The sequence below is a fragment of the Deltaproteobacteria bacterium genome (assembly GCA_016218975.1).
In the GTDB taxonomy this organism is placed as follows: Bacteria; Desulfobacterota; Deferrimicrobia; order Deferrimicrobiales; family Deferrimicrobiaceae; genus JAENIX01.
The window spans coordinates 73,849-98,301 of the sequence record JACRCO010000053.1 but is presented as its reverse complement, the minus strand read 5'-3'; the positions used below and the strand labels follow the sequence as shown (position 1 = coordinate 98,301).

Genomic DNA, 24,453 nt, shown 5'->3' with positions numbered 1-24,453 from the left:
TCCTTGACATTGGCGGTGGGGAAAAGCGATCATGATTCCCTATCGCCAACCTTTCCGGAGGGAATTCCTTGCAGGAAACGATCGTGAAAATGCTGAAGGAAGGTGCGGACCTGCGCCTCCAGATGGCGGAGACGATGGCCCGCGAAATCCACGACGCCGCGCAGGCGATCGCCCACGCGTTCAAGGCGGGCCGGAAAATCCTCCTGTTCGGCAACGGCGGCAGCGCCGCGGACTCCCAGCACATCGCGGCGGAATTCATGAACCGTTTCCTTATCGAGCGCCCCCCGCTCCCGGCCATCGCGCTTACCACCGACACCTCGATACTCACCAGCATCTCGAACGATTATGCGTTCGACGAGATTTTCAGCAAGCAGATAAAAGCCCTCGGCAAGAAGGGGGACATAGCCATAGGAATCTCCACAAGCGGGAATTCCGCGAACGTCCTCAAGGGGTTCCGGGTCGCCAAGAAACTGGGAATGGTCACGATCGCGCTCACGGCCGAGGGGGGGAAGATGGCCTCGATCGCCGACATCGCCCTTGCCGTCCCTTCGAAGAGCACCCCGCGGATCCAGGAGGCCCACATCGCCATCGGGCACATACTGTGCGATCTGACGGACACCTTCCTGTTCCGGCAGGTCGGAAAGCGATGAAGGAGATCGACCCGTCCCGGCTTCGCCGGACGTCGCTTTTCTCCAGAAAAAGCAAGGTCACCTTCAAGGGTTTCTGCGATCCCGTACGGAAGGGCATGTCGTTTTCCGCGTTCCTGAACGGGCTTCCCGATTACCTGTCGGCGAAGGACTTCCGCGCGGCGGTCGCGGCCGTGGCTGCGGCGAAGAAGCGAGGGGCTCCCGTGCTCCTCGGGATCGGGGCGCACTTCATCAAGGTGGGGCTTTCCCCGCTGCTTCTACAGGGGATTTCGAAAGGGCTGTTCGACTGCGTTTCGATGAACGGCGCGGGCGTGATCCACGACACGGAGCTGGCGCTGGCCGGAAAGACGTCGGAGGACGTGCAGGACAGCCTTTCCGACGGCTCCTTCGGGATGGCCAGGGAGACGGCGCAGTTCATCCACTCCGCCCTTGCTTCAGGCGTGCCGGAGGGCCTCGGGTTCGGCGCGGCGGTCGGAAAGGCCATCGCCGGCTCCCGGGCGCGGTATCGTGACAGAAGCCTGCTTGCGGCGGCATGGAAGAAGGATGTGCCTGCCACCGTACATGTCTGCATCGGCTCCGACATAATCCACATGCACCCGGAAGCGGACGGCGCGGCGATGGGGGAGGCCTCACAGAAGGACTTCCGCCGGTTTTGCGAGATGGTGGCGCGCCTGGAAGGCGGGGTCTACCTGAACGTCGGATCGGCCGTGGTACTGCCCGAAGTCTTCCTGAAGGCGGTGTCGGTGGCGAGGAATCTCGGCAGGCCCCTGTCCCGGATAACCACGGTGAACATGGATTTCCAGCGCCACTACCGGCCGGACGTCAACGTGGTGACCAGGCCGACCCGGGCAGGAGGGAAGGGATATCACCTGATCGGGCCCCACGAAATACTTTTCCCGCTCTTCATGGCCGCCGTGGCCGAGAAGTTGTGGTGATCGTCCGGTCCCGGGCGATCGGTCGGGTTAGAGAGACGTCTCTTCGCCGGGCTCGAGCACGACCACCCGTGTTCCCGGTGCGGTCTTCTTCATCTCCGCGACGAACCGGTCCGCGTTGGGCTCGAGGATCGGGAACGTCCCGAAGTGCATCGGGACGACCGTCTTCGCCCGGAGCAGCGCAGCCGCCTTCGCGGCTTGCCTGTAATCCATCGTGAACACCGACCCGATCGGGAGCAGCGCCACGTCGATCGGATACAGTTCGCCGATAAGCGACATGCCCGCGAAGATCCCCGTATCCCCCGAATGGTAAACCGTTGCGCCCGAAGGAGTGCGGATCACGTATCCCACCGGCGCCCCGAGTGTGCAGGAATGACGGGCCTCGGTCATCGTGAAGGAGAAGCCGTCGAGTATCACCGTGCCTCCGACGTTCATTCCGCCCCCTCCGTGCAGAAGCTGCGATTCGGGGACCCCCCTGGCCTTCAGATCCCCCGTCAGTTCGTAGATCCCGACCACCATCGCACCCGTCCGTTTGGCCAGCGTGACGGCGTCGCCCGCGTGGTCGGAATGATCGTGGGTGAGGAGAAGGAAGTCCGCTTTCGCTATGCTTTCCGGACCGCCGGGCGCTTTGGGGTTCCCTTTGAACCAGGCATCGATGAGCACGGTCTTGCCGGACGGATCCTGGATGGAGAAACCGGAGTGCCCTAACCATCGAATCTTCACGGACGCCATGTGACGATCCTCCTTTCGACCGGGTATATTTTCTATATACGAGGTTGCAGGGCGGTCATCAAGAAGGAAATCGCGCCTTTCGGAGTCCGGCATTCCCGTGATACAAACACGGGGAGGAGGCCCGGCCGCAATCGGGAGTTGAAATGCAGCACTAAGTCAAGGAGCCGTTGCCGCGCGCGATGAGAAATTCCGAAAAGCCGTCCCGTATCCGCGCCATCGTCCCGAACAGGGTGGACCTTGCGGGGGGGACGCTCGATATCTATCCCCTTTATCTGCTCGTTCCGGGTTCGATGACCGTCAACGCCGCGATCGGCGTGCACAGCGAAGCGGAGATCTTCTCCGGGCGCGGGCCCGCGCGGTTGCGATCGGAGAATTTTTCGATGGATGCGGAGGCGAGGGACACGCACGGCTTCCCCACGGGGGGGAAACTGGGGCTTGTCGCTTCGGTCATGAGGTTCTTCCCTCCGGTCGCGGGAATCTCGATCCGGGTCCGTAACGAAGCCCCGCTGGGTTCCGGCATCGGCGCATCGTCCGCGCTGCTGGTGGCCTTGATGCTGGCGATGGACGCGTACCTGGGAAAAAGCCGGGGCTGGGAGGAAACGGCGCGTAAGGCGATGGAAATCGAGGCGGGATACCTGCGCTGCCTTACCGGGTGCCAGGACCACGTGGCTGCGCTGCGAGGAGGTATCCAGGGGATCCGCTACATGCCGGGGAAGCTCGAGGCGGAGAGGATATCGGGAGGCGGCGAGGCAGGGAAGAAGCTTGCGGCGCACGGGATCCTCGCCGGGACCGGCATTTCGCACCGTTCCGGGAACGTCAACTGGAGGATGATCCGCGGCGCGATCGACGGAAACGAAGAGATATTGAGGAAGTTCCGCGGGATCGCATCGGCCTCGCGGGACGCCTGGGACGCCGTCCGCAGCGGGAAAGCCGACGGGATCGGCAGGGCGGTGGCGCAGGAGTGGAAGATCCGCAAGACGCTTGCCGCAGGGATTTCGCCGCCGAAGGTGGAGCGGCTGTTCGCGTCGCGGGAGTTCCGGATGCGCGTAGCCGGCGCCAAGTTATGCGGAGCCGGCGGAGGCGGAATGTTGTTCGGCCTGCTGCGCGGGCCGGAGGAACGGATGCGGGTGGAGGGGATACTCAAGGAGGAAGGATTCGAGGTGCTGCCCTTCCGCCTTTCGAAGGGACCCCGCCTGGAGGTCGGATGAACACAGCGCTGGAAGCGGGCCCGAAAGTGCATGATGTGATCGTCGTCGGTGCGGGGCCCGCCGGGTTGTTCGCCGCCCGCGCGCTGTCCGGGCATCTCTCAGTCCTCGTCATCGACGAAAAGCACCGCACGGGCGGGGCCGGAGCGATGACCGACGGGAAGCTGAATCTGTCCCCCCGGATCGGGCTCGACCTCGACGAGCTTCAACTGACGGAGGCGGAGGCCGAGAGCCGGATCGCGAAAATCGACGAGACGTTCCTCGAGCACGGCGCGGACCGAACGCTCTACGGCGTCGACCGGGAGCGGATCGCCCTTTGGATGGACCGTGTCTCCTGGGTAAGGCGCCGCACTTTCAGGGGGGACTGGGACATCACGCTTCTCCCCGCGAGGCAGCGTCACATGGGGACAGACCTCGCGCATCACGTCGTCGCACGCCTGACCGAGTCCATCGCGAAAAAAGGCGCCGGGTTCCTCCTCGGGGCGAAGGTGGATGGAATACGGCTGCGGGACGGCGGAGGTCCGTTCGTCGTCACAAGCTCCAAAGGAGATTTCGAGTCGAGGTACGTGGTTTCGGCCCCTGGGCGCGACGGAGCGCACTGGTTCCGCGAGGTGGCCCGCTCCATGGGCGTGCGGACACGCTGGGGGGCCATCGACATCGGCTGCCGGGTCGAAGTCGCGCTGCCGGTATACGACGAGATAACGCAGGTCCTCTACGATCCCAAGTTCCTCTTCGTCACCCCCACCCACGGGGACCGGACCCGCACATTCTGCACGAACCCCGGAGGCAGGGTCCGCGTGGAACTCCGTAACGGCTTCCGGCTGGTAAACGGCGATGCGCTGAAGAGAATGAAGACCCCCTGCACCAACTTCGCGATCCTCAACACGGTCTTCATGACGGAACCGCTCCAGGACACCACGGAGATGGGGCGCAAGGTGATGGAGTTCGCAAATTTCTGGGGAGGCGGGGACAGCCTCATCGTGCAGCGGTGGGGTGACCTGACGGAAGGCCGCCGGTCGAAAAGGGAGACGTTCTTCTCGGGTTCACTCGGATACGACAAGATGATACCTACGCTTCCGCCCGGCCCCGGGGTCACGCCCGGGGACATCTCGTACGCCTACCCGGGGAGGATCGTGGACAATCTGCGCGAGAGCCTGCTCCTCCTCTCTCGCGTCATCCCGGGGGTTGCGCACCCGTCGACGACCGTCTACGTCCCCGAGATCAAGTTCTACGACACGAAGTATCCCACCGACCGGAACCTCGAGACCGAGGTGCCCAATCTTTTCGTCGCGGGGGACGGTGTGGGCAAATCGCGCGGCATCGTGGGCGCCGCCCTGAACGGCATGCTCGCCGCCGAGGGGATTTTGCGGAAAGAGGGAATCAAGTAACCACTATTGTGATATTATGTAACCACCCTGGGTTGGCGAGGTGGCCATGTTAACTGTCGGTATCAAGGAGTTGAAGGCAAAGCTGAGCAACTATGTGGGGAAAGCGGGCAGGGGTGAGGAAATCGTGGTAACAGCGCGTGGCAAGGAGATTGCCCTCATTGTCCCGATAACGAAAGAGCGGCGGGCCTTGAAACATCTTTCGGAGACAGGTGAGGCCAGGATGCCAAAGGGAAAACCGGCGGGAGTCAGTGGCCTTCGTATCCGGGGAAAGTCCCTGGCGCAAACGGTTCTGGAAAGCCGCCGGTGATCCTCTACCTCGATACAAGCGCGCTCGTGAAACTTTACATCGAGGAACTTCATTCGGACGATGTCCGCCGATGGGCTGATGAGGCGGAAATCGTCGCCACTTGCCGCGTCGCATATCCTGAAGCCGTATCGGCTTTCAACCGGCGCATGCGCGCGGGTGACATGATGAAGAATATATATGGATCCGCAATGAAATACTTCAGGCGGGATTGGGATCGTCTGGCAATCGTGGATTTCAGGGAGATCGACGCAGGCAGGCTTGCCGCAAAGCACGGGCTGCGTGGATTCGATGCAATACACCTTTCGGCAGCCCTCGTGCTTGCATCCGTTCCTTCCGGACCGGATGTATGGTTTTCATCGTTCGATTCCGTTTTGAACCGGGCCGCTGCAGGCGAGAAAATTTCCGTACTTGTTCCTGTCTGAGCGCCCGGCAACGCTCACCCGACGATCAGCACCCCCGTGCCCTGGAGTTCGTCAGCTTTCAGCATTTGCAGGGCGCGGTTGGCGTCTTCCAACGGGAATAGCGTGACCTTCGGACGGATGGGGATTTCGGCGGCCTCACGCAATAGTTCTTCGCCGTCCCGCCGGGTGTTGGCGGTGACGCTCCGTACGTTCTTCTCGTAGAAAAGGCACTCCTCGTAACGCATCGTCGGAACGTCGCTCATGTGGATTCCCGCCAGAGAGAGGGTGCCGCCTTTTTTGAGCGCCCGCAGCGCCTGCGGGATCAGTTCGCCCGCGGGTGCGAATATTATCGCTGAATCGGCTGCGACGGGCATCTCCGACGGATTCTCGCCGGCCCATGCGGCCCCAAGTGTCAACGCATGCTCCCGATGGGTCGTCCCGCGCGTGCAGACGAAAACCTCGCAGCCTCGGTGCAGGGCAAGCTGGATGACGATGTGCGCGGAGGAGCCGAAGCCGTAGATGGCGAGCCTTCCGCCACGCGGAAGCTCGGCGCGCGTGAGCGCGCGGTACCCGATGATCCCGGCGCAGAGCAGCGGGGCGGCTTCCGCGTCCGAAAACGCGTAAGGGAGGGCGTAAGCGTAGCTTTCCGGGACCACCGCGTATTCGGCGTATCCGCCGTCCCTGTGGTATCCCGTGAAGAGGGGCGCCTCGCACAGGTTCTCCTTCCCCGAACGGCAGAAAGCGCATTCTCCGCAAGTGTGGCGCAGCCATGCGATCCCCACGCGGGTCCCCTTGGGGAAGCGCCCCGAGCCTTCGCCCGGCATTTCCACCCTCCCGACGACCTGGTGCCCCGGAATGAGCGGGGTGCGGACGGAGGGAAGGTCCCCCTCGATCACGTGCAGGTCGGTCCGGCAGATCCCGCATGCGGACACCTTCACCAGGATCTCTCCCGGCCCGGGCGAAGGGACGGGCGCGTCTTCCCGGGCGAGCGGCGACCCCTCGATAGGACCGGTCTTTTTCAGCACCATCGCTTTCATGCGGAGAGCGCCGCCGTCAAACGTGATAGAGGGACGGATCGAGTATCTCGAATCCCGCTTCCTGTATGGTCTGCTTCAGCGGGAGGACGTTGATCGTCGCGACGCGGAAGAAGATGGTCCGCTTCCCCGCCTCGGCGTGACCCGTCGTCAGGATGCTCGTGATATTGACGTTGAAGCCCTTGATGATCGAAACGATCTTCGCCAGCCCCCCCGGCCGGTCCGGGACGACCACTTCGAGGCGCGAGCTTATCTCTCCGACCCCCAATGCCTCGATGAACGCCTTGAGCACGTCCGTCCGCGTGATGATTCCGGCCACCCTGCCCTTGTCGTCGACCACCGGAAGCGCATTGATCCTGAAATCGTGAAGCAGAACGATGGCGTCCTCCAATGTGTCGGTGAGCGTGGCCACCGTGACCTTCCGGGTCATCACCTTCTCCACCGCCGTTTTTTTCAGGAGTTCCACGGCCTCTTCTTCCGTCGCCCCCCGCAGGATGCCCACGGGAAGCGTCGCCTCGCGGATGTCACGATTGGAGAGAATGCCGACGAGCTTCCCGTTCTCCCCGGCTACCGGGAGCTGGTGGATGTTGTTCCCGCGCATGATTTCCCTCGCCTCGTACAGGGAAGCGGCCGGGGATATCGTGACTACGTGCTTTTTCATTCTGCGTACGACGAACATGGCAGGCTCCCTCTCTCCCCGGGGCTACGTTCCGAGGAGTTCCTGTACATGGATTGCCACGGAGGCCACGAGGGACGGAATTTCGTATCCCCCCTCGAGGACGGATACGACCTTCCCTCCGCAGTGACGTTCCGCCAGCTCGCACACGAACCGCGTCATGAAGCGGTATCCCTCGGTCGTGACCTCGATATCCGCGAGCGGATCTTCCCGGTGGGCGTCGAATCCGGCCGAGATCATGATGATCTCCGGGCGGAAACGCTCCACGGCGGGCTGAAGCATCTGTTCGAACGCGAGCCGGTACTCCTCGTCTCCCGTTCCCGGGGACATAGGCGCGTTTATGGTGGTTCCTTCTCCCGCCCCCTTGCCTGTCTCCCACCTGCGGCCGGTTCCGGGGTAAAGGAATGAGGGGTGCTCGTGGATGCTGAAGAAGAAGACGGACGGATCTTCGAGGAAGATCGACTGCGTTCCGTTCCCATGATGCACGTCCCAGTCGACGATGAAGACCCGCGAGATGCCGTGCTTCGCCTGGAGGTAGCGCGCGGCGACCGCCACGTTGTTCAGCAGGCAGAAACCCATTCCCGTGTGGCGGTCGGCATGGTGCCCGGGCGGCCGCACTGCGCAGAAGGCGCGCCGCACCATGCCGGTTGCGACGGCCTCCGCTCCCGCTATAGCACCCCCCGCCGACAGGAGTGCGATCGTGTAAGAGTTCCGGCAGAGGTATGTGTCCTCCGCGTCAAGCGTCGTGTCGCCGCGGCGGCAGGCGGCTTCGAGCTTCCGCAGGTATTCCGGATCGTGGACGCGCAGGATGTCGGATTCGCCCGGGTAAACGGGCTCGATCGGAATCATCCTGTCCGCGATCCCGTTGGACGACAAGTGCTCGACGATCGCGAGCAGGCGGGAGGGAGACTCCGGATGATCGAACGGGGCCGCGTGAAGCAGATAATCGCTGTGGTAGACGAAGCCGACGCGGTTCATCGGTTCTCCGCCGGTCTATCTAAACGTCGTGATCTCCGCGGCCGGCTTTCGGGGCGGTTTCGCGGGGAGGGTGTCCGGCTTGCCCAAGGCGATGACCGTGAGAAGCTCCTCCGGGAACCGAATCGAAAGCGCGGATTCAAGTTCCGGCTTCGCGATCAGCGGGCCGGTCATCCAGCAAGTGCCGTATCCAAGTGCGTAGGCAGCAAGGATGAACTGCGTCACGTACGCCGAAACGCTCTGAAGCCCCGCGTTGACCTGGAACCGGCGAACCTGGTGCCGCTTCGGCTCTTTTTCACGGAGGAGTTTGTCGGTGGCGGATTCGTACGGCGCCCCGACGACGCACACGGCCGCAGGCGCGCCCCAAAACAGGTTGTAGTTGTTTATCTTGTCCGCGGGGATCACTTTTCCCGTGGTCCGAGACACAACCATGTCCACGATGCCCTTCATTTTGGTGAGCATTTCCTTGTCCTCGACGACGAGGAACCGGACGTTCTGGGCGTTGCCCGCCGATGGAGCCCACGTTGCGGCTTCCACCATTTTAAGGATCGATTCACGTGGGACCGGATCCTTTCGGTACTTCCGGACGCTCTGCCGTCCCTTCATCGCCTCGAAGACGTCCATCCCCGCACCTCCCCTTCGATACGATTCCGTAGATATTGCCTTAAATCCCGGCGGCGCTTGCCTTCGGCAGGCGTTTACGGTACCAGGAGCAGCAGTTCCGCCCCTTTTTCCTTTTCGATGAGTTTCAGGAGAATTCGATCCGCAGTAATTTTCGCCGTGCCCTCGAGGGCGGCCCGGATATCTTCCCCGGTTTTTTTCGCTCCGGTTGAAACAAGGAAGGACGAGCCGGCGAATTCGGCTGCCGCCTTCCCCGCTTCGGCGAGGACCTTCCTGCACCCGTCGGACAAACCCGCTTTCCCCTTTGAAAACAAAACGTTTACCGGAAGGTAAATGTCCAGCGAGGGGCCGAGGGGAGTGACCTTGACCCCGGGAGAAATCTTTTCGATCGATTCCTTCAGGGCCGCGAACCGGGTTTCACGCCGTTTTTCCTCTATCTTGCGTTCCTCAGTCAGGCGCTCGACGCGTCCGAGAAGAATATCGCGCTCCCGCCGGATCGCTTCCTCTTCCTGAGGTTTTTCAGTTTTTTTGCGAAGTTCCGCCAGCTCGGCATTCCGTGCGGCGCTCTCTTTTTTCAGGGCCTCCAGCGCCTGCTCGCACGATTGCGTTTTAGCGTTCATCTCCTGGATGCGCTTGCCGGTCGCTTTCTCCTTCTCGAGCAGCTCCGAGATGAACTGCTCCCGCGTGATGCGGGTCCCCTCGTAGTTCTTGCGGGCGGATGCAAGCTCTTCGTTCAGCTTGCGGGCTTCCTCTTCCCGGGTGCGTACCCGGGAAGAGAGAGACGCGGCCTCTTCCTTTTCCGCGGCGAGCTGCGCCTGGAGCGCCTCGGCCCTTGCATCGAGAACCGTTTTTTCCTTGTTCGCGGCCGCGAGAGCGTCGCGCAGGGTGTCGGCTTCCCGAGTCTTCATTTCGTACCTGGAACTTGTGACCATGCAGCCGCCTGCGGCAAGGAGCAGCGGAAACAGCAGGGCCGTCGCCCGCAACCGGTTTCCTCTCACGGTTCCCCCCATGAATGTCCCCATCGTATCGAAAAACACGAATCATTTTACTTTCCTCCCCCTTTTTAATAAAGTTGAAAACAAAAGATTTTAAAAACAAAAGGAAAGGAACACGCGGCGTGGGCGGCTTCCAGACGGATCTCCTGGACAAGTTGATGGAACTCGGATTCATCCCGCCCGATGAAATCCAGACCCTGAAATCACGCGCCGCGAGCAGGGGAACCACTCTCGCCGAAGCCGCTCTCCTCGAAAACATCCTGCATTCCGACGCGAAAGGCTGGATCCTTGCGGAGGCCCTGGGAATCCCCTTTATCGAGATAGACCCCGAGTCCGTTCCCATGTCTCTTTGCGACGTCATTCCGGAAGCCATCGCCAGGGAGCACCTGGTGGCTCCGATCGCCCTGGAGAACGACCGGCTGACGCTTGCCGTTTCCGACCCGTTCTGCCATGAGGCTTTCTCCTCCGTAGAGGCCATGACCGGCCTTTCCGTCCGCATCGCGGTATGCCCGCACCGTATCCTGGCGTCGATACTCTCCCGCTTCTATCCCGACCTTTTCCAGCTTGCCCCGGCCGACCTTTCCGGAGGACTGATCGGCAGCCGGGAGGCGGAAAAATGGATCTCGCAGGGAGGGGTGCGGCGGTTGGCCGAAAAGGCGCTGATCTACGCCGCTTCCACGAAGCTTGAAAACGTCCGCATGTTTCCGGCGGGGGAGAAAGTCCTTCTGAAGGGGAAGGGGGAATCGGGATCCGTTCTTCTTCTTTCCTTCCCGTTGAAGTTCCGTCGAATCCTCATCGACGCGTTCCTCGACCTGGCTGAAGCCGGGAAGGGACCCGAGAGGATGTCCGGAAAGATCTTCCAGCTGGAATCGGCCTCCGGAGTCGTTTCCTTCCGCCTCAGTTTCGTGCAGGGGCTGTCCGGGGTCGAGGCGATCATAAAGATCCTGCCGGACAGGAAATCGGGCATCACGCTGGATTCGGTGGGACTGAACCAGGAGCAGGTCGACATCACGCGGAAGGTCCTCTCCAAGGGGAGCGGCTTCTTCCTTGTGTCCTCCCCCGGCCCCGAGGGTGTCGCCACCACGCTTTTCACGCTGCTCAGGGATATCTACCGCACGGGGACCCGAGTGGTGACCGTGGAGGAGCAGTTCCAGCTGCGGAACGAGGGGTACATCCAGCTCGAGCGACGGTATGCGGAGCAGCAGTTCGAAGGGAAATGGCCCCGCCTCGCCGAGTCGCTGGAGCCGGATGTTCTCATGATCGAGCACGTCTCCGATCCTGGCGAGTTCTCCGACCTCATTCACCTTGCGCAGGGCGGTATCACGGTTCTGTGCGGCGTCCGGCGTTTCAACTTCGACCGCACGCTCCGGACCCTGCTTTCGCTGGACGTGGACCCGTTCATCCTGGCGCGCGTCGTAAGGCTAGTGATGCACCAGCGCCTGGTCAACCTGCTTTGCCAGGAGTGCCGCCGTCCCGTGCCCGCCAAGCCTTCCCTCAGGATGGTGGGAGAAAGGTACCGCACGCAGCTGGAAAGGATCATCGAGGATTCTTCGTTCTACGTGCCCGCGGGATGCGAGCGCTGCAAGGGCAAGGGGTACTCCGGGAAAATGGCTCTCGTCGAGCTGCTTCCTTTCACTCCGGGGGTTGAAAACATCGTGTCCTCGGACGTCTGGCTCGAAGAGAAGCTTGGCCGGCTGCTGGAAGAGGATTTCTACTCGGCGATCCGCACAGTGGAGGACCTTCTGCTGCGGGGTATGGTCACCTACGACGAGGTCCTTCCGTTTTTCCGTTAGCGCGCAAGGGAGCGATCCGATGACGACTCGGAAATGGGGCAAAAGGGCGGCCTCGGTTCTGGCATGGACGATTGCGTCGGCGATGGCGGCGGTTTGCGTGGAGTCCGCGGAACCGGGAGTTTCGGGGAAAGAGAGCCCCCATGGGCGGAGAGACGAGAAGTCCTGCATCGTGTGCCACATCGCGAAGCGCCCGCAGGCCGAAGGGCCGCGCCGCGCCCCGGAGCTGAAGTTCGGCGGGGACGTCGTGACGCTCTGCTCCTCCTGCCATGAAGGGTACCGGCACATGCATCCGGTGAAGATCGCGCTGGCCCCCGACATGAAAATAACGGAGGACCTGCCGCTGGACAGGAACCGGCGTATCACCTGCGTCACTTGCCATGATGTCATGGAGAAGGAGGGGGTGCATCGGAAGCGGAGGATCTCCGGGCGGCAGCTTTGCCTGAACTGCCACGTTGATTCCGACATCCTGGCCCAGGTTAACTGGTATCCGACCAGGCTTGCGAAAGGGGAGAAGGGCCGGCTGGAAATCAAGTCCGTCGAGTTCCGCATTCCCGCGGGCAAGTCCTACCTCGGGAGCATGGTGTACTTCTACTACTATGCCAAGGACGTGGATACGGGGGACATAACGTTCGGCACGAATATCCTGTACGACGACGGCACGCACGGGGACCGGCAGGCGAACGATTCCGTCTACACGCTGATCGAGGATGTTCCCCTCACGGGCGCGAAACGGCGCGTGGTCTACACGGGCTGGGTCATGGACTCGGGGGGGAGGCGAAGCAATACGGTTACGCTGGCTGTGGAATACCTGTAATCCGCGTATTACGAACGGAGGGATGATGAAAGAGACGACGCTTGCCGGCATGTTCCTGAACCGCGTCGCGGAGGGCGGCGGCGACACGCGATACATCGTCCCGAGGGACGGGAAGTGGGAGCCGATGACCTTCAGGGAGGCAGGATCCGCCGTCCGTGAGATGGCATCCGGCCTGATGAGCATGGGGCTTGCCCGGGGGGAGCGCGTGGCGATCCTGTCCTCCACGCGCGTGGAGTGGGTGCTCTCGGACTTCGCGGCGATCCTGTGCGGGATAGTCACCGTTCCGATCTATCCGTCGAATCTTCCCGACCAGGTGGAGTACATCCTTGCGCACTCGGGGGCGCGGGCCGTGTTCGTCGAGGACGAGTCCCAGTGGAACAAGGTGTCCGGCGCCCGGAAACGGCTTCCGGATCTGTCTTCCCTGATCCTTTTCGCGGACGGCGCGGAGGGCAGGGAAGGGACGATGGGTCTCGCGGAGCTTCGCGCGAAGGGGGCAGCTTACGACGCCGCGCACCCCGGAGCGCTCGAGGCCAGGACGGCGGAGATCCGGCCGGAGGACGACCTTACCATCATCTACACTTCGGGAACCACGGGACCACCGAAGGGCGCCGTGATCCGCCACAGCAACGTGGCTTTCGACTGCACCTCCGTCCTTTCGGTCATCGACGTTCCGCGGGGGTCGGTCATGCTCCAGTTCCTGCCGCTTGCGCACGTGCTGGGGCGGTTCGAGCATTTCCTTTCCTTCGACGCGATGGCGGTCACGGCCTTCGCCCGGGGCCTCCAGACGGTCGCCGAGGACCTGCCCGCGGTCCGTCCGCACATGATGATAAGCGTCCCGCGGCTCTACGAGAAGTTCTACGCGGCTGTCCTCGGGAAGGTGCACCAGGAAGGAGGGCTCAAGAAAAAGATATTCCTCTGGGCGCTCTCCGTGGGGCGCGAGGTCTCGGCGCGGAAGCAGCGCCGCGAGAGCGTCGGGGGATTGCTGGGGCTCAAGTTCTCGCTGGCGGACCGGCTTGTGTTCGGGAAGATACGGGAGCGGCTGGGAGGCAGGCTTCGTTTCTTCGTGTCCGGGGGTGCTCCCCTCGCCAGGGAAATAGCCGAATTCTTCCACGCAATGGGGATTCTGATTCTCGAAGGGTACGGCCTTACCGAAACCCCCTCCGTGGTATCGTGCAACCAGGTGGAGAAATTCAAGTTCGGGACCGTCGGCAAGCCGATTCCCGGCACCGAGGTCAGGATCGCCGCCGACGGGGAGATACTCATACGTGGGCCGCACGTGTTCAAGGAATATTTCCACGATCCGGCGGCGACCCGGGAAGCTATCGACGCGGAAGGATGGTTCCACTCCGGAGACATCGGAGTGATCGAGGGGGACGGATTCCTGAGGATAACGGACAGGAAAAAGGACATCATCGTCACGTCCGGCGGAAAGAACGTCGCCCCGCAGAATATCGAGAACCTGCTGAAGACCGATAAATTCGTCAGCCAGTCGTTCGTCTACGGAGACCGCAGGAAGTTCCTCACGGCCCTCCTGACGCTGGCGCCCGATGAGATCGTAAAATGGGCGGGCGAGAACGGCATCGCGGAGAAGGACCCGGCGAAACTCGCGTCGGACAGCCGCGTCATAGCGATGATGAGCGCGCGGGTGGAGGAGATTAACAGGTCGCTGGCGTCCTTCGAGCGGATCAAGAAATTCGTGCTCCTGGGGACCGATTTTTCCCAGGAAACGGGGGAGCTGACGCCTACGTTGAAGGTGAAGCGCAAGGTGGTCATCCAGAAGTACGGGACGCTGCTCGATGCCCTCTACGAAAAGGATTGACCCTCATTCGGGAACTGAGGGTTGACGAGCGCCTTGCCCGTTTCAGCTTACGAAATCAACAAGATGCCGGAAAAGGAGCGCGAGCGGCTCCTTTCCGTCCTGATTCCTTCCCGTTTCCTCGAGATTTTCTCGATCGACTCCGGTTCGTTCCTCAATACGGCGGGGATCCGGTGCGTAAAATTCGCATGCCCCGAAGGGATGCCGTTCTTCCAGATCGACCTGCGGCGCGATCCCGCGGACAGGGACGCCGCCTACTTCCTCGACATATCCACGTCGCCGTACGGTCAGATGGAAATATCGTTCATCATAGTGAACGACCCGGACAGCGAACGGTACGATATCGACGTCGACGAGTACGGCCAGGACACGTACTTCGGAACGGCGCGCCGGAACATTTACGAGGAAATACGCGCGTTGGAAGCGGGTCTGGCGCCGGCCCAGGTCCGCAAAGGCCTTCGGGCCATGCGGGACCTGATCGCCTGCTGGGACGATTTCTTCGGCCGGATCGGGCACCGGTTCTACTTCCTCGAGCCGCTGAGCTACAACAGCGCCATCCTGTACGAAAGAGGCGGCTTCCAATACGTCCAGGGAAGGGAGAAGATGGAATATATCGACAGGGAGTTCCGTCCCGGCGGCGTCCTTCACGCGCGGCTCGACGGAAGCACCCCATTCCGGAAGCCGGAGCACTGGAAGACCGTGCGGGGAAGGAGCTGGGCGATCCACGACGGCATACTCGACGAGCCGTGGGAGAGCCCCAAGATGTACAAAACGGTGGGAATCGACGGAGGGATATGCACTTTCACGGGCGAAGGATACTGAAAGCGGCGGCGCTTGCGGCCGCCTTCCTGATTGCCGCGGGAGCGGTGCGCGCGGAGGAGGAGGAACGCCCGAAGATCTTCCTGGAGAAGAGGATCTTCGCCGACACTTCCGGGGGGAAGAAAAGTTTCTACGAGGTCCACACCGTAGCGCAGGGGGAGAGCCTGTGGAAGATACTCAACAGCAAGGGCATTCTCCCGCCGGCGGAATACGGAAGATTGATGAAGGAGTTTCGCCGGGCCAATCCCGGCGTGACCGACCCCGGGAAGCTGCGGAAAGGCCGGAAGATCCTGGTGCCGTCGGCGGTCCCGCCGCCGCCCGATTCCGGGGTTGCCGAGGGGAAGGTGGCGAAGCACCGCGTTGCGCGCGGGGACACGCTCACGCGGATCCTGTCGGAGAAGGGCGTGGCGCGCCGGGATTACACGAGATACCTCGATGCAGTGAAGAAACTGAACGAATCGATCCGCGATGTGAACCGCATCATCATGGGAAGCACGATCCTGATCCCGACGGCGGAATATTTCGGCGCCCCGAAGGAGACGGTCGAAGCCGTGCGGAAGGATGCGGTCCCGTCCGTTCCGCCCGTGACGGCGGCCGTGGAACTTCCGAAGGAACCACCGAAGGAAGCTCCGAAGGAAGCTCCGAAGGAAGCCTCCAAGGAACCGGCTGAAGAAGTCGTGAAGGAAGCACCGAAGGAAACTGCGATCGCGGCTGCGGAACCGGCCGGAGAGGCGAAAGCGCCCGCCCGGCAGGCGGAGACGCCGTCCGCGAAACCGGCTCCCGATGAGCCGCAGCCGGCCCTTACCAGGGAAGTCCCGCCGGAACAGGTAAAGGCTGTCGACGAGCCCGCCAAGCCGGAGGCGCAGATTCGCACATCCCCGGCTCCTGCGTCGGTTGCCGCGCCCGTCGTCGAAGCCAAACCGCAAGCGGCGAAACCGGAGCCTGCGAAAAAAGAGGAGCCGCCGCTCGTTCCACCGAAGCCCCCGTACCGGGGGCTGCTGGCCGATCTCCTGGCCGGGTTGGGGGAGAATTGGGCCGATCGGGGGACGCTCTACCTGCCGGTTCCGTCGGGCGGAGAGGTGGTACTGAACCTTGAGGATTTCCCCGTGGCCCGCTTCTCGAACGGAACACAGGTGCTGATGGATTTCCGCGGAACGCTGCCGCATAACATCCAGGTTCTCATCGCCGAGACGTGGAAGAACTACCGGGTGGTCTCGATGGAAGGCGCCGGTGACGCCTGGGAAATCATCCGGCGTCTCCTTCAGGCGTCCGGCTATCACTCGGTCAAGGAGGGACTGGCGCGCCCGCTGGTAATCGGAGAGGGCGTATCGGTCATGCTTCCGGCTCGTTGGGTAGTGCTCCGGACACCGGAGAGCCTTCTGTCGGGCGAGGTCGTCCTGATCAAGGAGGTTCCGGAAAAACCGTCGGGAAACCTTGCCGCCGTCCTCAGGTATGCGGAACGGGTCGGGATCCGGGTCCTGCCACTGGCCATCGATCGGAGCGCCCTCGAAGGATTCATCGTCGGCATCCGCGATCCGGGGGAACCGGCCGATCCTCCGCAACGGCTGTCGGTTCCGGCCGGAGGGCTTGCGGCACTCGATTTCGCCCTCGATTTTCTGGGCGTACCCAGGAAGGACGGGGAACGTCTGAAGATCGGCGGCAAAGGGGAATCGTTCCAGTTGATCGTCCAGCCTGAGCGGCTGTTCGATGCGGGAGGGAAACGGCACATCGCGGACACAGGCAGAATGGCGCCGGCGCTCAAGTCGCTCCTTCGGGATTCGGGGTATCGTATATTCCCCGTGCTCAAGGATGATACCGGGAAAACGATCTTCCAGCGCGTGATGAAGGAAGCGGGAATAGCATCGCAGCCTCGGCGGGATTTCGTCGTCGCCGGCGGAGAAACGGAAGGATATTCCGTGCGCGCCACCGGCACGTTCGTCGCGTCGAAGGAGCGGCCGGAAGGGAAAAAAACGAAGGAGGCGCTGCTGTTCGGCGGGAGGTCCCATTCCGCCACGCGAGCGCTGATGCGCGACCTGGGGGTCGAACTCGTTGAGTGGTGACGCCGGATCCGAAAAAACATCCCTTTTCGGCCTGGTCAGCTTCCGCCCCCGGCTGACGGTCGTCCTCGTATTCCTTACGCTGACGGTGGCCGTCGTGGGATATCACATCACGCGGGAATCGGCCGGAAGGAAGATGGAGGCGATGAGCAGGGAGGCGCTGCGCATTTTCGCCGCGGGAAAGAAGGATATGGCGAACTCGGCGCAACGCGACCCGGCTGAACTCGAGGAGAGGGTCCGGGAATGGATCGGAGTCGACGTGGCGCTGCCCCGGAACGAAAAGCTGATCGTTTACAGGGGCGCGAACCGTGAGAAAATCGGAACGCAGACGGCCGCGGCCGTGCATTTCACGTTCGCGGAAGAGCCTTGCCTGCTTATGATCCAGCGGCCGGACGCATTCGGGGGAGCCGTCGCGCCTTCGACCATGTTTTCCGGGGCGTCTTTCCTGTCCTGGGAAAAGGACGGAAATTCCTTCGTGATATGGGAAAGGGAAAAGGCGCTGTTCTTCCTGGTTTCGGGCGCCGACCTGACGCAGGCCTTCGACCTGGTCCGGCAATATTTCACTTGAGCGTTCCCGGCGGGGAACGGCAGAGGAGGACATCATGAATGTGTCGAAGCGGATGATGCGGAATCCGGTGTACGTGGACGAGAACGACTCGATGAAGAAGGCGATGGACCTTTTGAAGGAGAGGGAAATCCGCCATCTCCCCGTGCTCAAGGACGGGGACAAGCTGGTGGGGATAGTCTCCGAGAGGGACATCAAGCTGGCTTCGCCGTCCCCCGCTACCGCTCTCGAGATCCGTGAGATCTACTACCTCCTCGACAAGGTGAAGGTGAAGCAGATCATGACCCGGCGGCCGTACACAGTATCGTCCTCCGCCCCGATCGAGGAAGCGGCGCTGATCATGCGCGAGAAGAAGATAGGATGCCTTCCCGTGGTCGAGGAAGGAAGGCTGGTGGGGATCCTCACCGAGACCGACATCCTGGACGCATTCATCGAATCCATGGGCGTCAGCGGTCCCGGCTATCGCGTCGAGCTTTCCCTTCCGAACCGCCCCGGCATGCTCTACGACGTGCTGAAACTCATGAAGGACTTCGACGCCAACATCGTTTCCGTTGCAACGGCCGCACACGACGATCCGGAAAAGAAGGTGCTCATTCTCCGGTTGGAGTCGAAAAACTACAAGGTGCTCAAATCGGCATTGAAAAAGGCAGGATACGAAATGTTGTCCGCGGATTGACTTCCGTCAAGGAACGGAACCGCGGACGATGACATCTTAAAATACGGGAGACCGGCAAGGGAGGTGGGCTGCATGAGAATGGAAGTGGAGAAGGTATTGAACAAGATTCGCCCGGCGCTCCAGGCGGACGGAGGAGACGTGGAACTCGTCGACATCGAAGGGGGCGTGGTGAAAGTGCGCCTGGTAGGCGCATGCGGCGGGTGCCCCATGGCGACGATGACGCTCAAGGGCGGCATCGAGGCGGCGCTCAAGCAGGAGATTCCATCCGTCGAACGGGTGGAATCGGTGTGAGCTGAAGACATCCCAGGGAGGCGACATGGCGTACAAAATAACCGAGGAATGCATCGCTTGCGGCGCGTGCGTTCCGGAGTGCCCCGCCCAGTGCATTTCGGAGGGGGACCCCATTTACACGATCGATGCGGGCAAGTGCACCGATTGCGCCGCTTGCGCAGGGGTGTGTCCCACCGCTGCGTGCGTTCCGGCGTAGCGGGTTACCCGCATTCCGCAAAGGGCGAAGAAGCCGCCCGCAGCACCCGGCAGGGGACGTTCTTAGAAGCAGGGGACGTTCCCGTACTTAAAAACGGGGACGTTCCTGAACTTTTTTTTATCACACGTCAGAAAAAGTTCAGGAACGTCCCCGTTTTTAAGTACGGGAACGTCCCCTGTTTCTAAGGTTACAGGAGCTTCCGGACTTCCCGTTCGAAGGAGTCCTTGTCGATATAACCGACGTGGACATTGCGGATCTTGCCGTCCTTGCCTACGAAAAAGGTGGTGGGGATGGAGCGGACGCCGCCGTATGCCCTGACGGCCGCCACGTCGCCGATGAGGATCCGGTATTCGATCCTGTTCTGTACAAGGAACTGGGGAAGCGTCGACCTTGTGTCGGTGTCGAGGGCGATCCCCACAAGCTCGAATCCGCTGTTCTTGTACTTTTTGTAGATTTCCACGAAGCCCGGGATCTCTTCGCGGCAGGGGGGGCACCATGTCGCGAAGAAGTTTATGACTGTGGGTTTCCCGAGGAACTGCGAGGAAGAGACGTTGTTGCCGCTTATGTCGCTCAACGTAAACGGGGGCGCGATACGGTCGACGGAAGCCGCCGGCGGAGATGCCGTCCCGCCGCCCGGCGCGACCGGCCTGCCGCGGTACCAGAGGAAGGCGGCGATAAGGACGACGGCCGCCGTCACGGCCAACAGTATGGATGATTTTTTCATAAGTTCGATATTACAATACCTTGACCCCTTGTCGATGTTGAGATTATATACGGAGAGGGTATTTTACGGGTTTCGGGTCAATGCCCCTGAAACGGCAGGGACCCTTCATCAATCCTAATAAAATCGGGAAGAATGCGCGAACGGGCGGCGGCGCCCGGTTTCAGCAGGATATGCGGGCTTGTATGCCCGAACACCTACGGGGAGGACACCTATGGCAAAGTGGACGATGGAAGAAGTCCTGCGCAGGGCGTTGAGGCTCGAAATGACTCATTTCGGCGAGTACCAGAAAGGAGCGAACGAGGCGCAGATTCCCTCGTTGAAAGCGATGTTAACATTCCTGGCCGAAGAGGAGAAGAAGCACGCGAAGCTGATCCGGGACAAGATGGCGCAGCTCAAGGTGAAGGAGTAGCCGCAGGGTACGGCCAGCTACGCGGGAAACCCCATGGCGCGCATTTTTTTCGATCACATTTCCACCACGCCGCTCGATCCGCGGGTTTTCGCGGCGATGGCGCCGTATTTCACGGATTTCTACGGGAACCCGTCTTCGCACATCCACGACCAGGGGCAGGCGGCCCTGAAAGGCGTGGATGCGGCGCGGGGATCGGTGGCGGCGTTGATCGGCGCGCGCCCGGAGGAGATCGTTTTCACGTCGGGAGCGACCGAAGCGAACAACCTTGCGGTCAAGGGAGCAGCCGAGGCAAGGGCGGGCAAGGGGAAACATATAGTCGCATCGGAGGTCGAACACTTCTCCGTGTTGAACGCCCTCATTCCCCTGCGCAACAGGGGATTCGAGGTGACCATCCTCGGAGTGGACCGGGACGGCAAGGTAGACCCCGGGGACGTGCGCAAGGCGATCCGCCCGGATACGGTCCTCGTCTCGGTGATGCACGCCAATGCGGAAATAGGGACCATGGAACCCGTCGCCGAAATCGGCCGGATCACGCGGGACCGTGGTGTCCTTTTCCATACCGACGCCACGGCCTCCGCCGGGCACGTACCGCTCGACGTAAGTGAAATCGGGGCCGACCTCGTCACCCTCTCCGCCCACAACTTCTACGGACCCAAGGGGGTCGGCGCACTATTCGTACGCGAGGGCGTGGCGCTCGCCTCGCAGATCGACGGAGGGTTCCAGGAGAGGGGATTTCGCGCAGGAACGGAAAATGTCCCGGCCATCGTCGGAATGGGTGCGGCCGCCGGGATCGCGGCGAAAGAGAACAGGGAGTGGGCTGTGCGCCTGCGGGCGCTGGAGAAGAAACTGCGCGGCGGCATCGAGGCGTCGGTGGAACATCTTCACCTCACGGGGCATCCGACGGACCGGCTGCCCGGCCATGTGAGTTTCTGGGTGGAATATGCCGAAGGGGAGTCGCTGCTCCTCTTTTTGAACGTTCACGGAATAATGGCGGCTTCGGGTTCGGCGTGCAGTTCGAACCTGCGCGGCCGCGACGAGGAGGACCTGGTGGCGTCGCCCGTCCTGCGGGCCATCGGAGTCCCTACGGACATCTGCACGGGCTCGATAACCTTCAGCATGGGGAAGGGGAACACGGAGGAGGAGGTCGACGAGGTCCTGGGAGTTTTGCCGGGGATCGTGCGGCGGCTCTGGGAGATGTCCCCGACCTATCTCGACTATCAGAAGCAGACCGCAAGGGGAGGAAAGTAGCCATGGCGGGCGGACCGTACAGCGCGAAGGTGATGGACCACTTCATGAACCCGAGAAACGTGGGCGAGATCGAGAACGCCGACGGCGTGGGGGAAGTCGGCAATCCTGCGTGCGGCGACATGATGCGGCTGTACGTGAAAGTGGAGGATGGGAAGGTCGTGGAGGCGAAGTTCCGGACCTTCGGTTGCGGCGCGGCGATCGCCTCCAGCTCCATGCTGACGGAAATGATCAAGGGGAAGTCGGTCGATGAGGCGCGCGCGATAACGAACCAGCAGGTATCCGAAGCGCTCGACGGGCTTCCTCCGGTGAAAATCCACTGCTCGGTGATGGCGGAGCAGGCGGTCAAGGCCGCGCTGGACGATTACGCGAAGAGGCGCCCTTGACGATGGAAGCCAAGTGTATCGCTCAGGTATCGCATCCTTGACAATCCAGGAGGGAAATGATGGCGCAGAACCCGATCGAGGTCATCCGCATGGCGCTGGAGCGGGAAAAGGAAGCCGTGCAGGAATACAACGAGTTCGCACAGACCGCGGAGGACAAGTCCATCCGCGAAATGTTCCTCTTCCTCGTTGAGGAGGAGAAGAAACACGTGAAGCTTCTCCAGGAAGAGATCGAGAAGGAAATCTACCAGGAGATGTAGCGCTCCCGCATTCGGAAATGCGGGATATCGGGGGGGACACTTGGCGCTCTCCCTTTACGATACCGCGGCAAGAAAAAAGACGACGTTCGTTCCGCTTCGGCCCGGGCGCGCGGGAATCTATACCTGCGGCCCCACCGTTTACCGCTACGCCCACATAGGCAACCTGAGAACCTACCTGCTGACGGACCTGCTGATCCGGAGCTTGAGGTTCGAGGGGATCGTTCCGTTCGCCGTACAGAACATAACCGACATGGGCCACATGCACGAGGAGGCGCTCGACCGGGTCGAGGACAAGGTGATCGCGGCGGCCCGCGCTGCCGGGAAGACGGGCCGGGAAATAGCGGAGTACTTCACGGAGGCGTTTTTCGCCGACTGCCGGCGCATGAATTTCCTTCCGGCGGACGTGTATCCGCGTGCGTCCGCGCACGTTCCCGAAATGATCGCGATCGCCCGCGAACTCGAGCGGCGCGGCGCGGCGTACCGGGAAGGGGATTACGTCTACTTCGACGTGGCCCGCGCGAAGGGATACGGCGAGCTTTCGGGTGCGCGGTTGGGAGAGGGGGAGGCGGCGGAGCGCACGGACGTATCCATCCACCGCAGGAAAAGGCACCCCGAGGACTTCACCCTGTGGCTGCCTGCGGAGCCGGGGAGAGAGTTCAGCTGGGACAGCCCGTGGGGCAGGGGTTGGCCCGGCTGGCACATCGAATGCGCGGCGATGGCCCTGAAGTATCTCGGCGACGACTTCGACATCCACGTCGGAGGCTCGGACCTCCGGTTCCCGCATCACGAGAATTCGCGGTCGATGGCGATGACCGCGACGGACGGCCGGTTCGCGGGCCTCTGGATGCATGCGGCGCACCTCCTGGTGGAGGGGCACAAGATGTCCAAATCGATGAAGAACGAATACACGCTGGACGACCTTTCGTCCCGCGGCGTCGACCCGATGGATTTCAGGTATTACTGCCTGACACTTCACTACAGGACGCCGATGAATTTCACCTGGGAGGGCCAGGCCGCGGCCGCCAAGGCGTTTTCCAGATTGAAAAAGGCCTTTTCCGGGTCCGCGACGGCGGCCGGACCGGGCCAGGAAGCGGCGGCCGGGTTTCGTCGAAAGTTCCGTGAATCGGTGGAGGACGACCTCAACCTCCCGAAGGCGGTCGGCGTCGTCCACGAGGCGGCGCATGCGGGCCTGCCGGGGGCGGCGTTACGCGAGCTTGCTGCCGAATGGGATACGGTGCTCGGATTGGGTCTCATTCCCGCCGCAGGCGCGGAAACGGGGGAAGCCGGGGAAAAGGTTGCGGGCGACGCTTCCTTTCTGCCGGCCCCGGTGGTGGAACTCGTCGAGCGGCGCGAGGCGGCGAGGAAGGCGCGCGATTTCAAGGAAGCCGACACGCTCAGGGATAAGATCCGCGAGACCGGGTACGATGTCGTCGACGAGGGTAGCGGGCCTCCGCGGGTGAAAAAAATCGTGGGAAGGGGAAACGGATGATGCCCGTAAGAAGCCTCGACTCCTTGATGGAGACGGCGCACGGATACCAGTGGTCGATGACGCTGTTCGTTGCGTTGCGGCTCGACGTGTTCTCCGCGCTCGCGGGGGGGGCGAAAGACGCCAGGACGCTTGCCGGCGGGATCGCGGCGGACCCGCGGAATCTCGCCATCCTCCTGAACGCCCTCGTCGCGATGGGGTTGCTGGCCAAGGGAGGCGACAAGTACCGGAACACGGAGGTTGCGGAAAATTTCCTTGCGGACGGCCCTCGTTCGCGGCGCTTCATCCTTCTGCACCACCTCGATTGCTGGCGCGACTGGGCGGCGCTCGAAAAAAAGATACGCGGAGACGGCAAGGGGCGGCCGGAGGGGAGCGGATTCCAGGAAAATTTCATCCGCGGCATGGAGGAGAACGCGCGGGAACGCGCCGCCCAGGTCGCCGCAAGGTTCCCCCTCCGGGCCGGGGAACGCGTTCTTGATCTCGGCGGCGGCCCGGGAACTTACGCGGTCGAATGGGCGAGGATGTACCCGGGGTCGGAGATCACGGTCTATGACATTCCCGAAACGCTGCGGGTGACCAGGAAGATTCTGAAGGAAAATGGTGCTTCACGCCTGGTCCGCCTCGCGGAAGGCGATTTTACCAGGGATCCGCTCGGAGGCCCATTCGACTTCATATGGATTTCCCATATCTTCCATGCATACTCCGAAAAGGACTGCATCGCCTTATTGCGGAAAGCGAAGCGCGCGCTGGCTTCCGGAGGAACGCTCGCCGTCCAGGAGTTTATCCTTGAGGAGAACAAAACCTCACCGCCTGGCCCGGCTTTTTTCTCGGTCCACATGGTCGCAGTTACCGAAGGAGGAAGGGCATATTCCCGTGGCGAGATCGTCTCGATGTTGAAGGCCGCCGGATACCGGCATGTCAGCCCGGACAAGCCGGATCCACGGGGGGTGGGGATCGTGACCGGCAAGGCCTGAAGCCGACGGGGTTTCCGGTTAGCCAGATGCGT

At 62.2% G+C, this 24,453-nt stretch carries 28 protein-coding genes; 21 read left to right on the top strand and 7 right to left on the bottom strand.

Annotated elements, in window-relative coordinates; translation table 11 throughout:
• The first annotated feature begins 89 nt into the window (after nt 1-89).
• Nucleotides 90-650, top strand: coding sequence for a D-sedoheptulose 7-phosphate isomerase (locus HY896_06995; protein MBI5576097.1), 561 nt, complete (start codon nt 90-92; stop codon nt 648-650).
• Nucleotides 647-1,582, top strand: coding sequence for a hypothetical protein (locus HY896_06990; GenBank protein ID MBI5576096.1), 936 nt, complete (start codon nt 647-649; stop codon nt 1,580-1,582). The genes HY896_06995 and HY896_06990 overlap by 4 nt, the downstream gene beginning before the upstream one ends.
• Before the next feature lie 27 nt (nt 1,583-1,609).
• Here the strand turns inward: HY896_06990 and HY896_06985 are convergent, their stop codons facing one another.
• Nucleotides 1,610-2,311: a metal-dependent hydrolase gene (locus tag HY896_06985; protein ID MBI5576095.1), complete on the bottom strand. Its 702-nt coding sequence runs from the start codon at nt 2,309-2,311 to the stop codon at nt 1,610-1,612.
• 179 nt (nt 2,312-2,490) lie between these two features.
• On the opposite strand from HY896_06985, the gene HY896_06980 reads away from it, so the two are divergent.
• Genes HY896_06980 through HY896_06965 form a run of 4 tightly spaced genes read left to right on the top strand, consistent with a single transcriptional unit; the run spans nt 2,491 to nt 5,633 of the window.
• Nucleotides 2,491-3,519, top strand: coding sequence for a hypothetical protein (locus HY896_06980; protein ID MBI5576094.1), 1,029 nt, complete (start codon nt 2,491-2,493; stop codon nt 3,517-3,519).
• A complete protein-coding gene (locus HY896_06975; GenBank protein ID MBI5576093.1) occupies nt 3,516-4,904 on the top strand; it encodes an FAD-dependent oxidoreductase in 1,389 nt (462 codons plus the stop codon). The genes HY896_06980 and HY896_06975 overlap by 4 nt, the downstream gene beginning before the upstream one ends.
• A 46-nt stretch (nt 4,905-4,950) precedes the next feature.
• The gene (locus HY896_06970) at nt 4,951-5,211 is read left to right on the top strand and encodes a type II toxin-antitoxin system prevent-host-death family antitoxin (protein MBI5576092.1); all 261 of its coding nucleotides are present in this window, start codon (nt 4,951-4,953) and stop codon (nt 5,209-5,211) included.
• A complete protein-coding gene (locus HY896_06965) occupies nt 5,208-5,633 on the top strand; it encodes a type II toxin-antitoxin system VapC family toxin (GenBank protein MBI5576091.1) in 426 nt (141 codons plus the stop codon). Before HY896_06970 ends, HY896_06965 begins: the two co-directional genes overlap by 4 nt.
• Nucleotides 5,634-5,647: 14 nt before the next feature.
• Here the strand turns inward: HY896_06965 and HY896_06960 are convergent, their stop codons facing one another.
• The 5 genes from HY896_06960 to HY896_06940 form a co-directional block, all read right to left on the bottom strand.
• Nucleotides 5,648-6,649, bottom strand: coding sequence for a zinc-dependent alcohol dehydrogenase family protein (locus tag HY896_06960; GenBank protein MBI5576090.1), 1,002 nt, complete (start codon nt 6,647-6,649; stop codon nt 5,648-5,650).
• Between the two features lie 16 nt (nt 6,650-6,665).
• Nucleotides 6,666-7,325, bottom strand: coding sequence for a CBS domain-containing protein (locus tag HY896_06955; GenBank protein ID MBI5576089.1), 660 nt, complete (start codon nt 7,323-7,325; stop codon nt 6,666-6,668).
• A gap of 24 nt (nt 7,326-7,349) precedes the next feature.
• A complete protein-coding gene (locus HY896_06950; GenBank protein MBI5576088.1) occupies nt 7,350-8,300 on the bottom strand; it encodes a histone deacetylase in 951 nt (316 codons plus the stop codon).
• Between the two features lie 15 nt (nt 8,301-8,315).
• Nucleotides 8,316-8,921 carry a nitroreductase family protein gene (locus tag HY896_06945; GenBank protein MBI5576087.1) on the bottom strand — a complete coding sequence of 202 codons (606 nt, stop codon included), beginning with the start codon at nt 8,919-8,921 and terminating at the stop codon, nt 8,316-8,318.
• Between the two features lie 74 nt (nt 8,922-8,995).
• The gene (locus HY896_06940; GenBank protein MBI5576086.1) at nt 8,996-9,955 is read right to left on the bottom strand and encodes a hypothetical protein; all 960 of its coding nucleotides are present in this window, start codon (nt 9,953-9,955) and stop codon (nt 8,996-8,998) included.
• A gap of 80 nt (nt 9,956-10,035) precedes the next feature.
• Here HY896_06940 and tadA point away from each other — a divergent pair, with 80 nt between their 5' ends.
• The 9 genes from tadA to HY896_06895 all read left to right on the top strand — a co-directional run bounded on the left by tadA (nt 10,036) and on the right by HY896_06895 (nt 18,940).
• Nucleotides 10,036-11,706 carry a Flp pilus assembly complex ATPase component TadA gene (gene tadA / locus HY896_06935; GenBank protein MBI5576085.1) on the top strand — a complete coding sequence of 557 codons (1,671 nt, stop codon included), beginning with the start codon at nt 10,036-10,038 and terminating at the stop codon, nt 11,704-11,706.
• Nucleotides 11,707-11,725: 19 nt separating this feature from the next.
• On the top strand, nt 11,726-12,520 hold the full coding sequence (locus HY896_06930) for a hypothetical protein (GenBank protein MBI5576084.1): 795 nt from the start codon (nt 11,726-11,728) through the stop codon (nt 12,518-12,520).
• Nucleotides 12,521-12,545: 25 nt separating this feature from the next.
• Complete coding sequence (locus tag HY896_06925; protein MBI5576083.1) at nt 12,546-14,339, top strand: long-chain fatty acid--CoA ligase; 1,794 nt, start codon at nt 12,546-12,548, stop codon at nt 14,337-14,339.
• A 21-nt stretch (nt 14,340-14,360) separates the two neighbouring features.
• Nucleotides 14,361-15,158, top strand: a complete 798-nt coding sequence (locus HY896_06920; protein ID MBI5576082.1) for a hypothetical protein — start codon at nt 14,361-14,363, stop codon at nt 15,156-15,158.
• The gene (locus HY896_06915; protein MBI5576081.1) at nt 15,131-17,215 is read left to right on the top strand and encodes a LysM peptidoglycan-binding domain-containing protein; all 2,085 of its coding nucleotides are present in this window, start codon (nt 15,131-15,133) and stop codon (nt 17,213-17,215) included. Before HY896_06920 ends, HY896_06915 begins: the two co-directional genes overlap by 28 nt.
• The gene (locus HY896_06910) at nt 17,205-17,780 is read left to right on the top strand and encodes a hypothetical protein (GenBank protein ID MBI5576080.1); all 576 of its coding nucleotides are present in this window, start codon (nt 17,205-17,207) and stop codon (nt 17,778-17,780) included. The genes HY896_06915 and HY896_06910 overlap by 11 nt, the downstream gene beginning before the upstream one ends.
• Before the next feature lie 34 nt (nt 17,781-17,814).
• Nucleotides 17,815-18,453: a CBS domain-containing protein gene (locus HY896_06905; protein MBI5576079.1), complete on the top strand. Its 639-nt coding sequence runs from the start codon at nt 17,815-17,817 to the stop codon at nt 18,451-18,453.
• A gap of 72 nt (nt 18,454-18,525) precedes the next feature.
• Entirely contained in the window at nt 18,526-18,744 is a 219-nt protein-coding gene (locus tag HY896_06900; protein MBI5576078.1) for a NifU family protein, read from the top strand.
• 25 nt (nt 18,745-18,769) lie between these two features.
• Entirely contained in the window at nt 18,770-18,940 is a 171-nt protein-coding gene (locus HY896_06895) for a 4Fe-4S binding protein (protein ID MBI5576077.1), read from the top strand.
• A gap of 187 nt (nt 18,941-19,127) precedes the next feature.
• On the opposite strand, the gene HY896_06890 is transcribed toward HY896_06895, so the two are convergent.
• On the bottom strand, nt 19,128-19,664 hold the full coding sequence (locus HY896_06890) for a TlpA family protein disulfide reductase (GenBank protein ID MBI5576076.1): 537 nt from the start codon (nt 19,662-19,664) through the stop codon (nt 19,128-19,130).
• A 211-nt stretch (nt 19,665-19,875) separates the two neighbouring features.
• Here HY896_06890 and HY896_06885 point away from each other — a divergent pair, with 211 nt between their 5' ends.
• The 6 genes from HY896_06885 to HY896_06860 are packed head-to-tail and all read left to right on the top strand — an operon-like array spanning nt 19,876 to nt 24,421.
• Complete coding sequence (locus HY896_06885) at nt 19,876-20,073, top strand: hypothetical protein (protein MBI5576075.1); 198 nt, start codon at nt 19,876-19,878, stop codon at nt 20,071-20,073.
• 33 nt (nt 20,074-20,106) lie between these two features.
• Nucleotides 20,107-21,321 carry a cysteine desulfurase gene (locus HY896_06880; protein MBI5576074.1) on the top strand — a complete coding sequence of 405 codons (1,215 nt, stop codon included), beginning with the start codon at nt 20,107-20,109 and terminating at the stop codon, nt 21,319-21,321.
• A 2-nt stretch (nt 21,322-21,323) separates the two neighbouring features.
• The gene (nifU, locus tag HY896_06875) at nt 21,324-21,704 is read left to right on the top strand and encodes a Fe-S cluster assembly scaffold protein NifU (protein MBI5576073.1); all 381 of its coding nucleotides are present in this window, start codon (nt 21,324-21,326) and stop codon (nt 21,702-21,704) included.
• 56 nt (nt 21,705-21,760) lie between these two features.
• A complete protein-coding gene (locus tag HY896_06870; protein MBI5576072.1) occupies nt 21,761-21,961 on the top strand; it encodes a hypothetical protein in 201 nt (66 codons plus the stop codon).
• Between the two features lie 40 nt (nt 21,962-22,001).
• On the top strand, nt 22,002-23,450 hold the full coding sequence (locus HY896_06865) for a cysteine--tRNA ligase (GenBank protein MBI5576071.1): 1,449 nt from the start codon (nt 22,002-22,004) through the stop codon (nt 23,448-23,450).
• Nucleotides 23,447-24,421 (top strand): methyltransferase domain-containing protein, encoded by a 975-nt coding sequence (locus HY896_06860; protein MBI5576070.1) that lies wholly within the window; start codon nt 23,447-23,449, stop codon nt 24,419-24,421. The genes HY896_06865 and HY896_06860 overlap by 4 nt, the downstream gene beginning before the upstream one ends.
• The last annotated feature ends 32 nt before the right edge of the window (nt 24,422-24,453 follow it).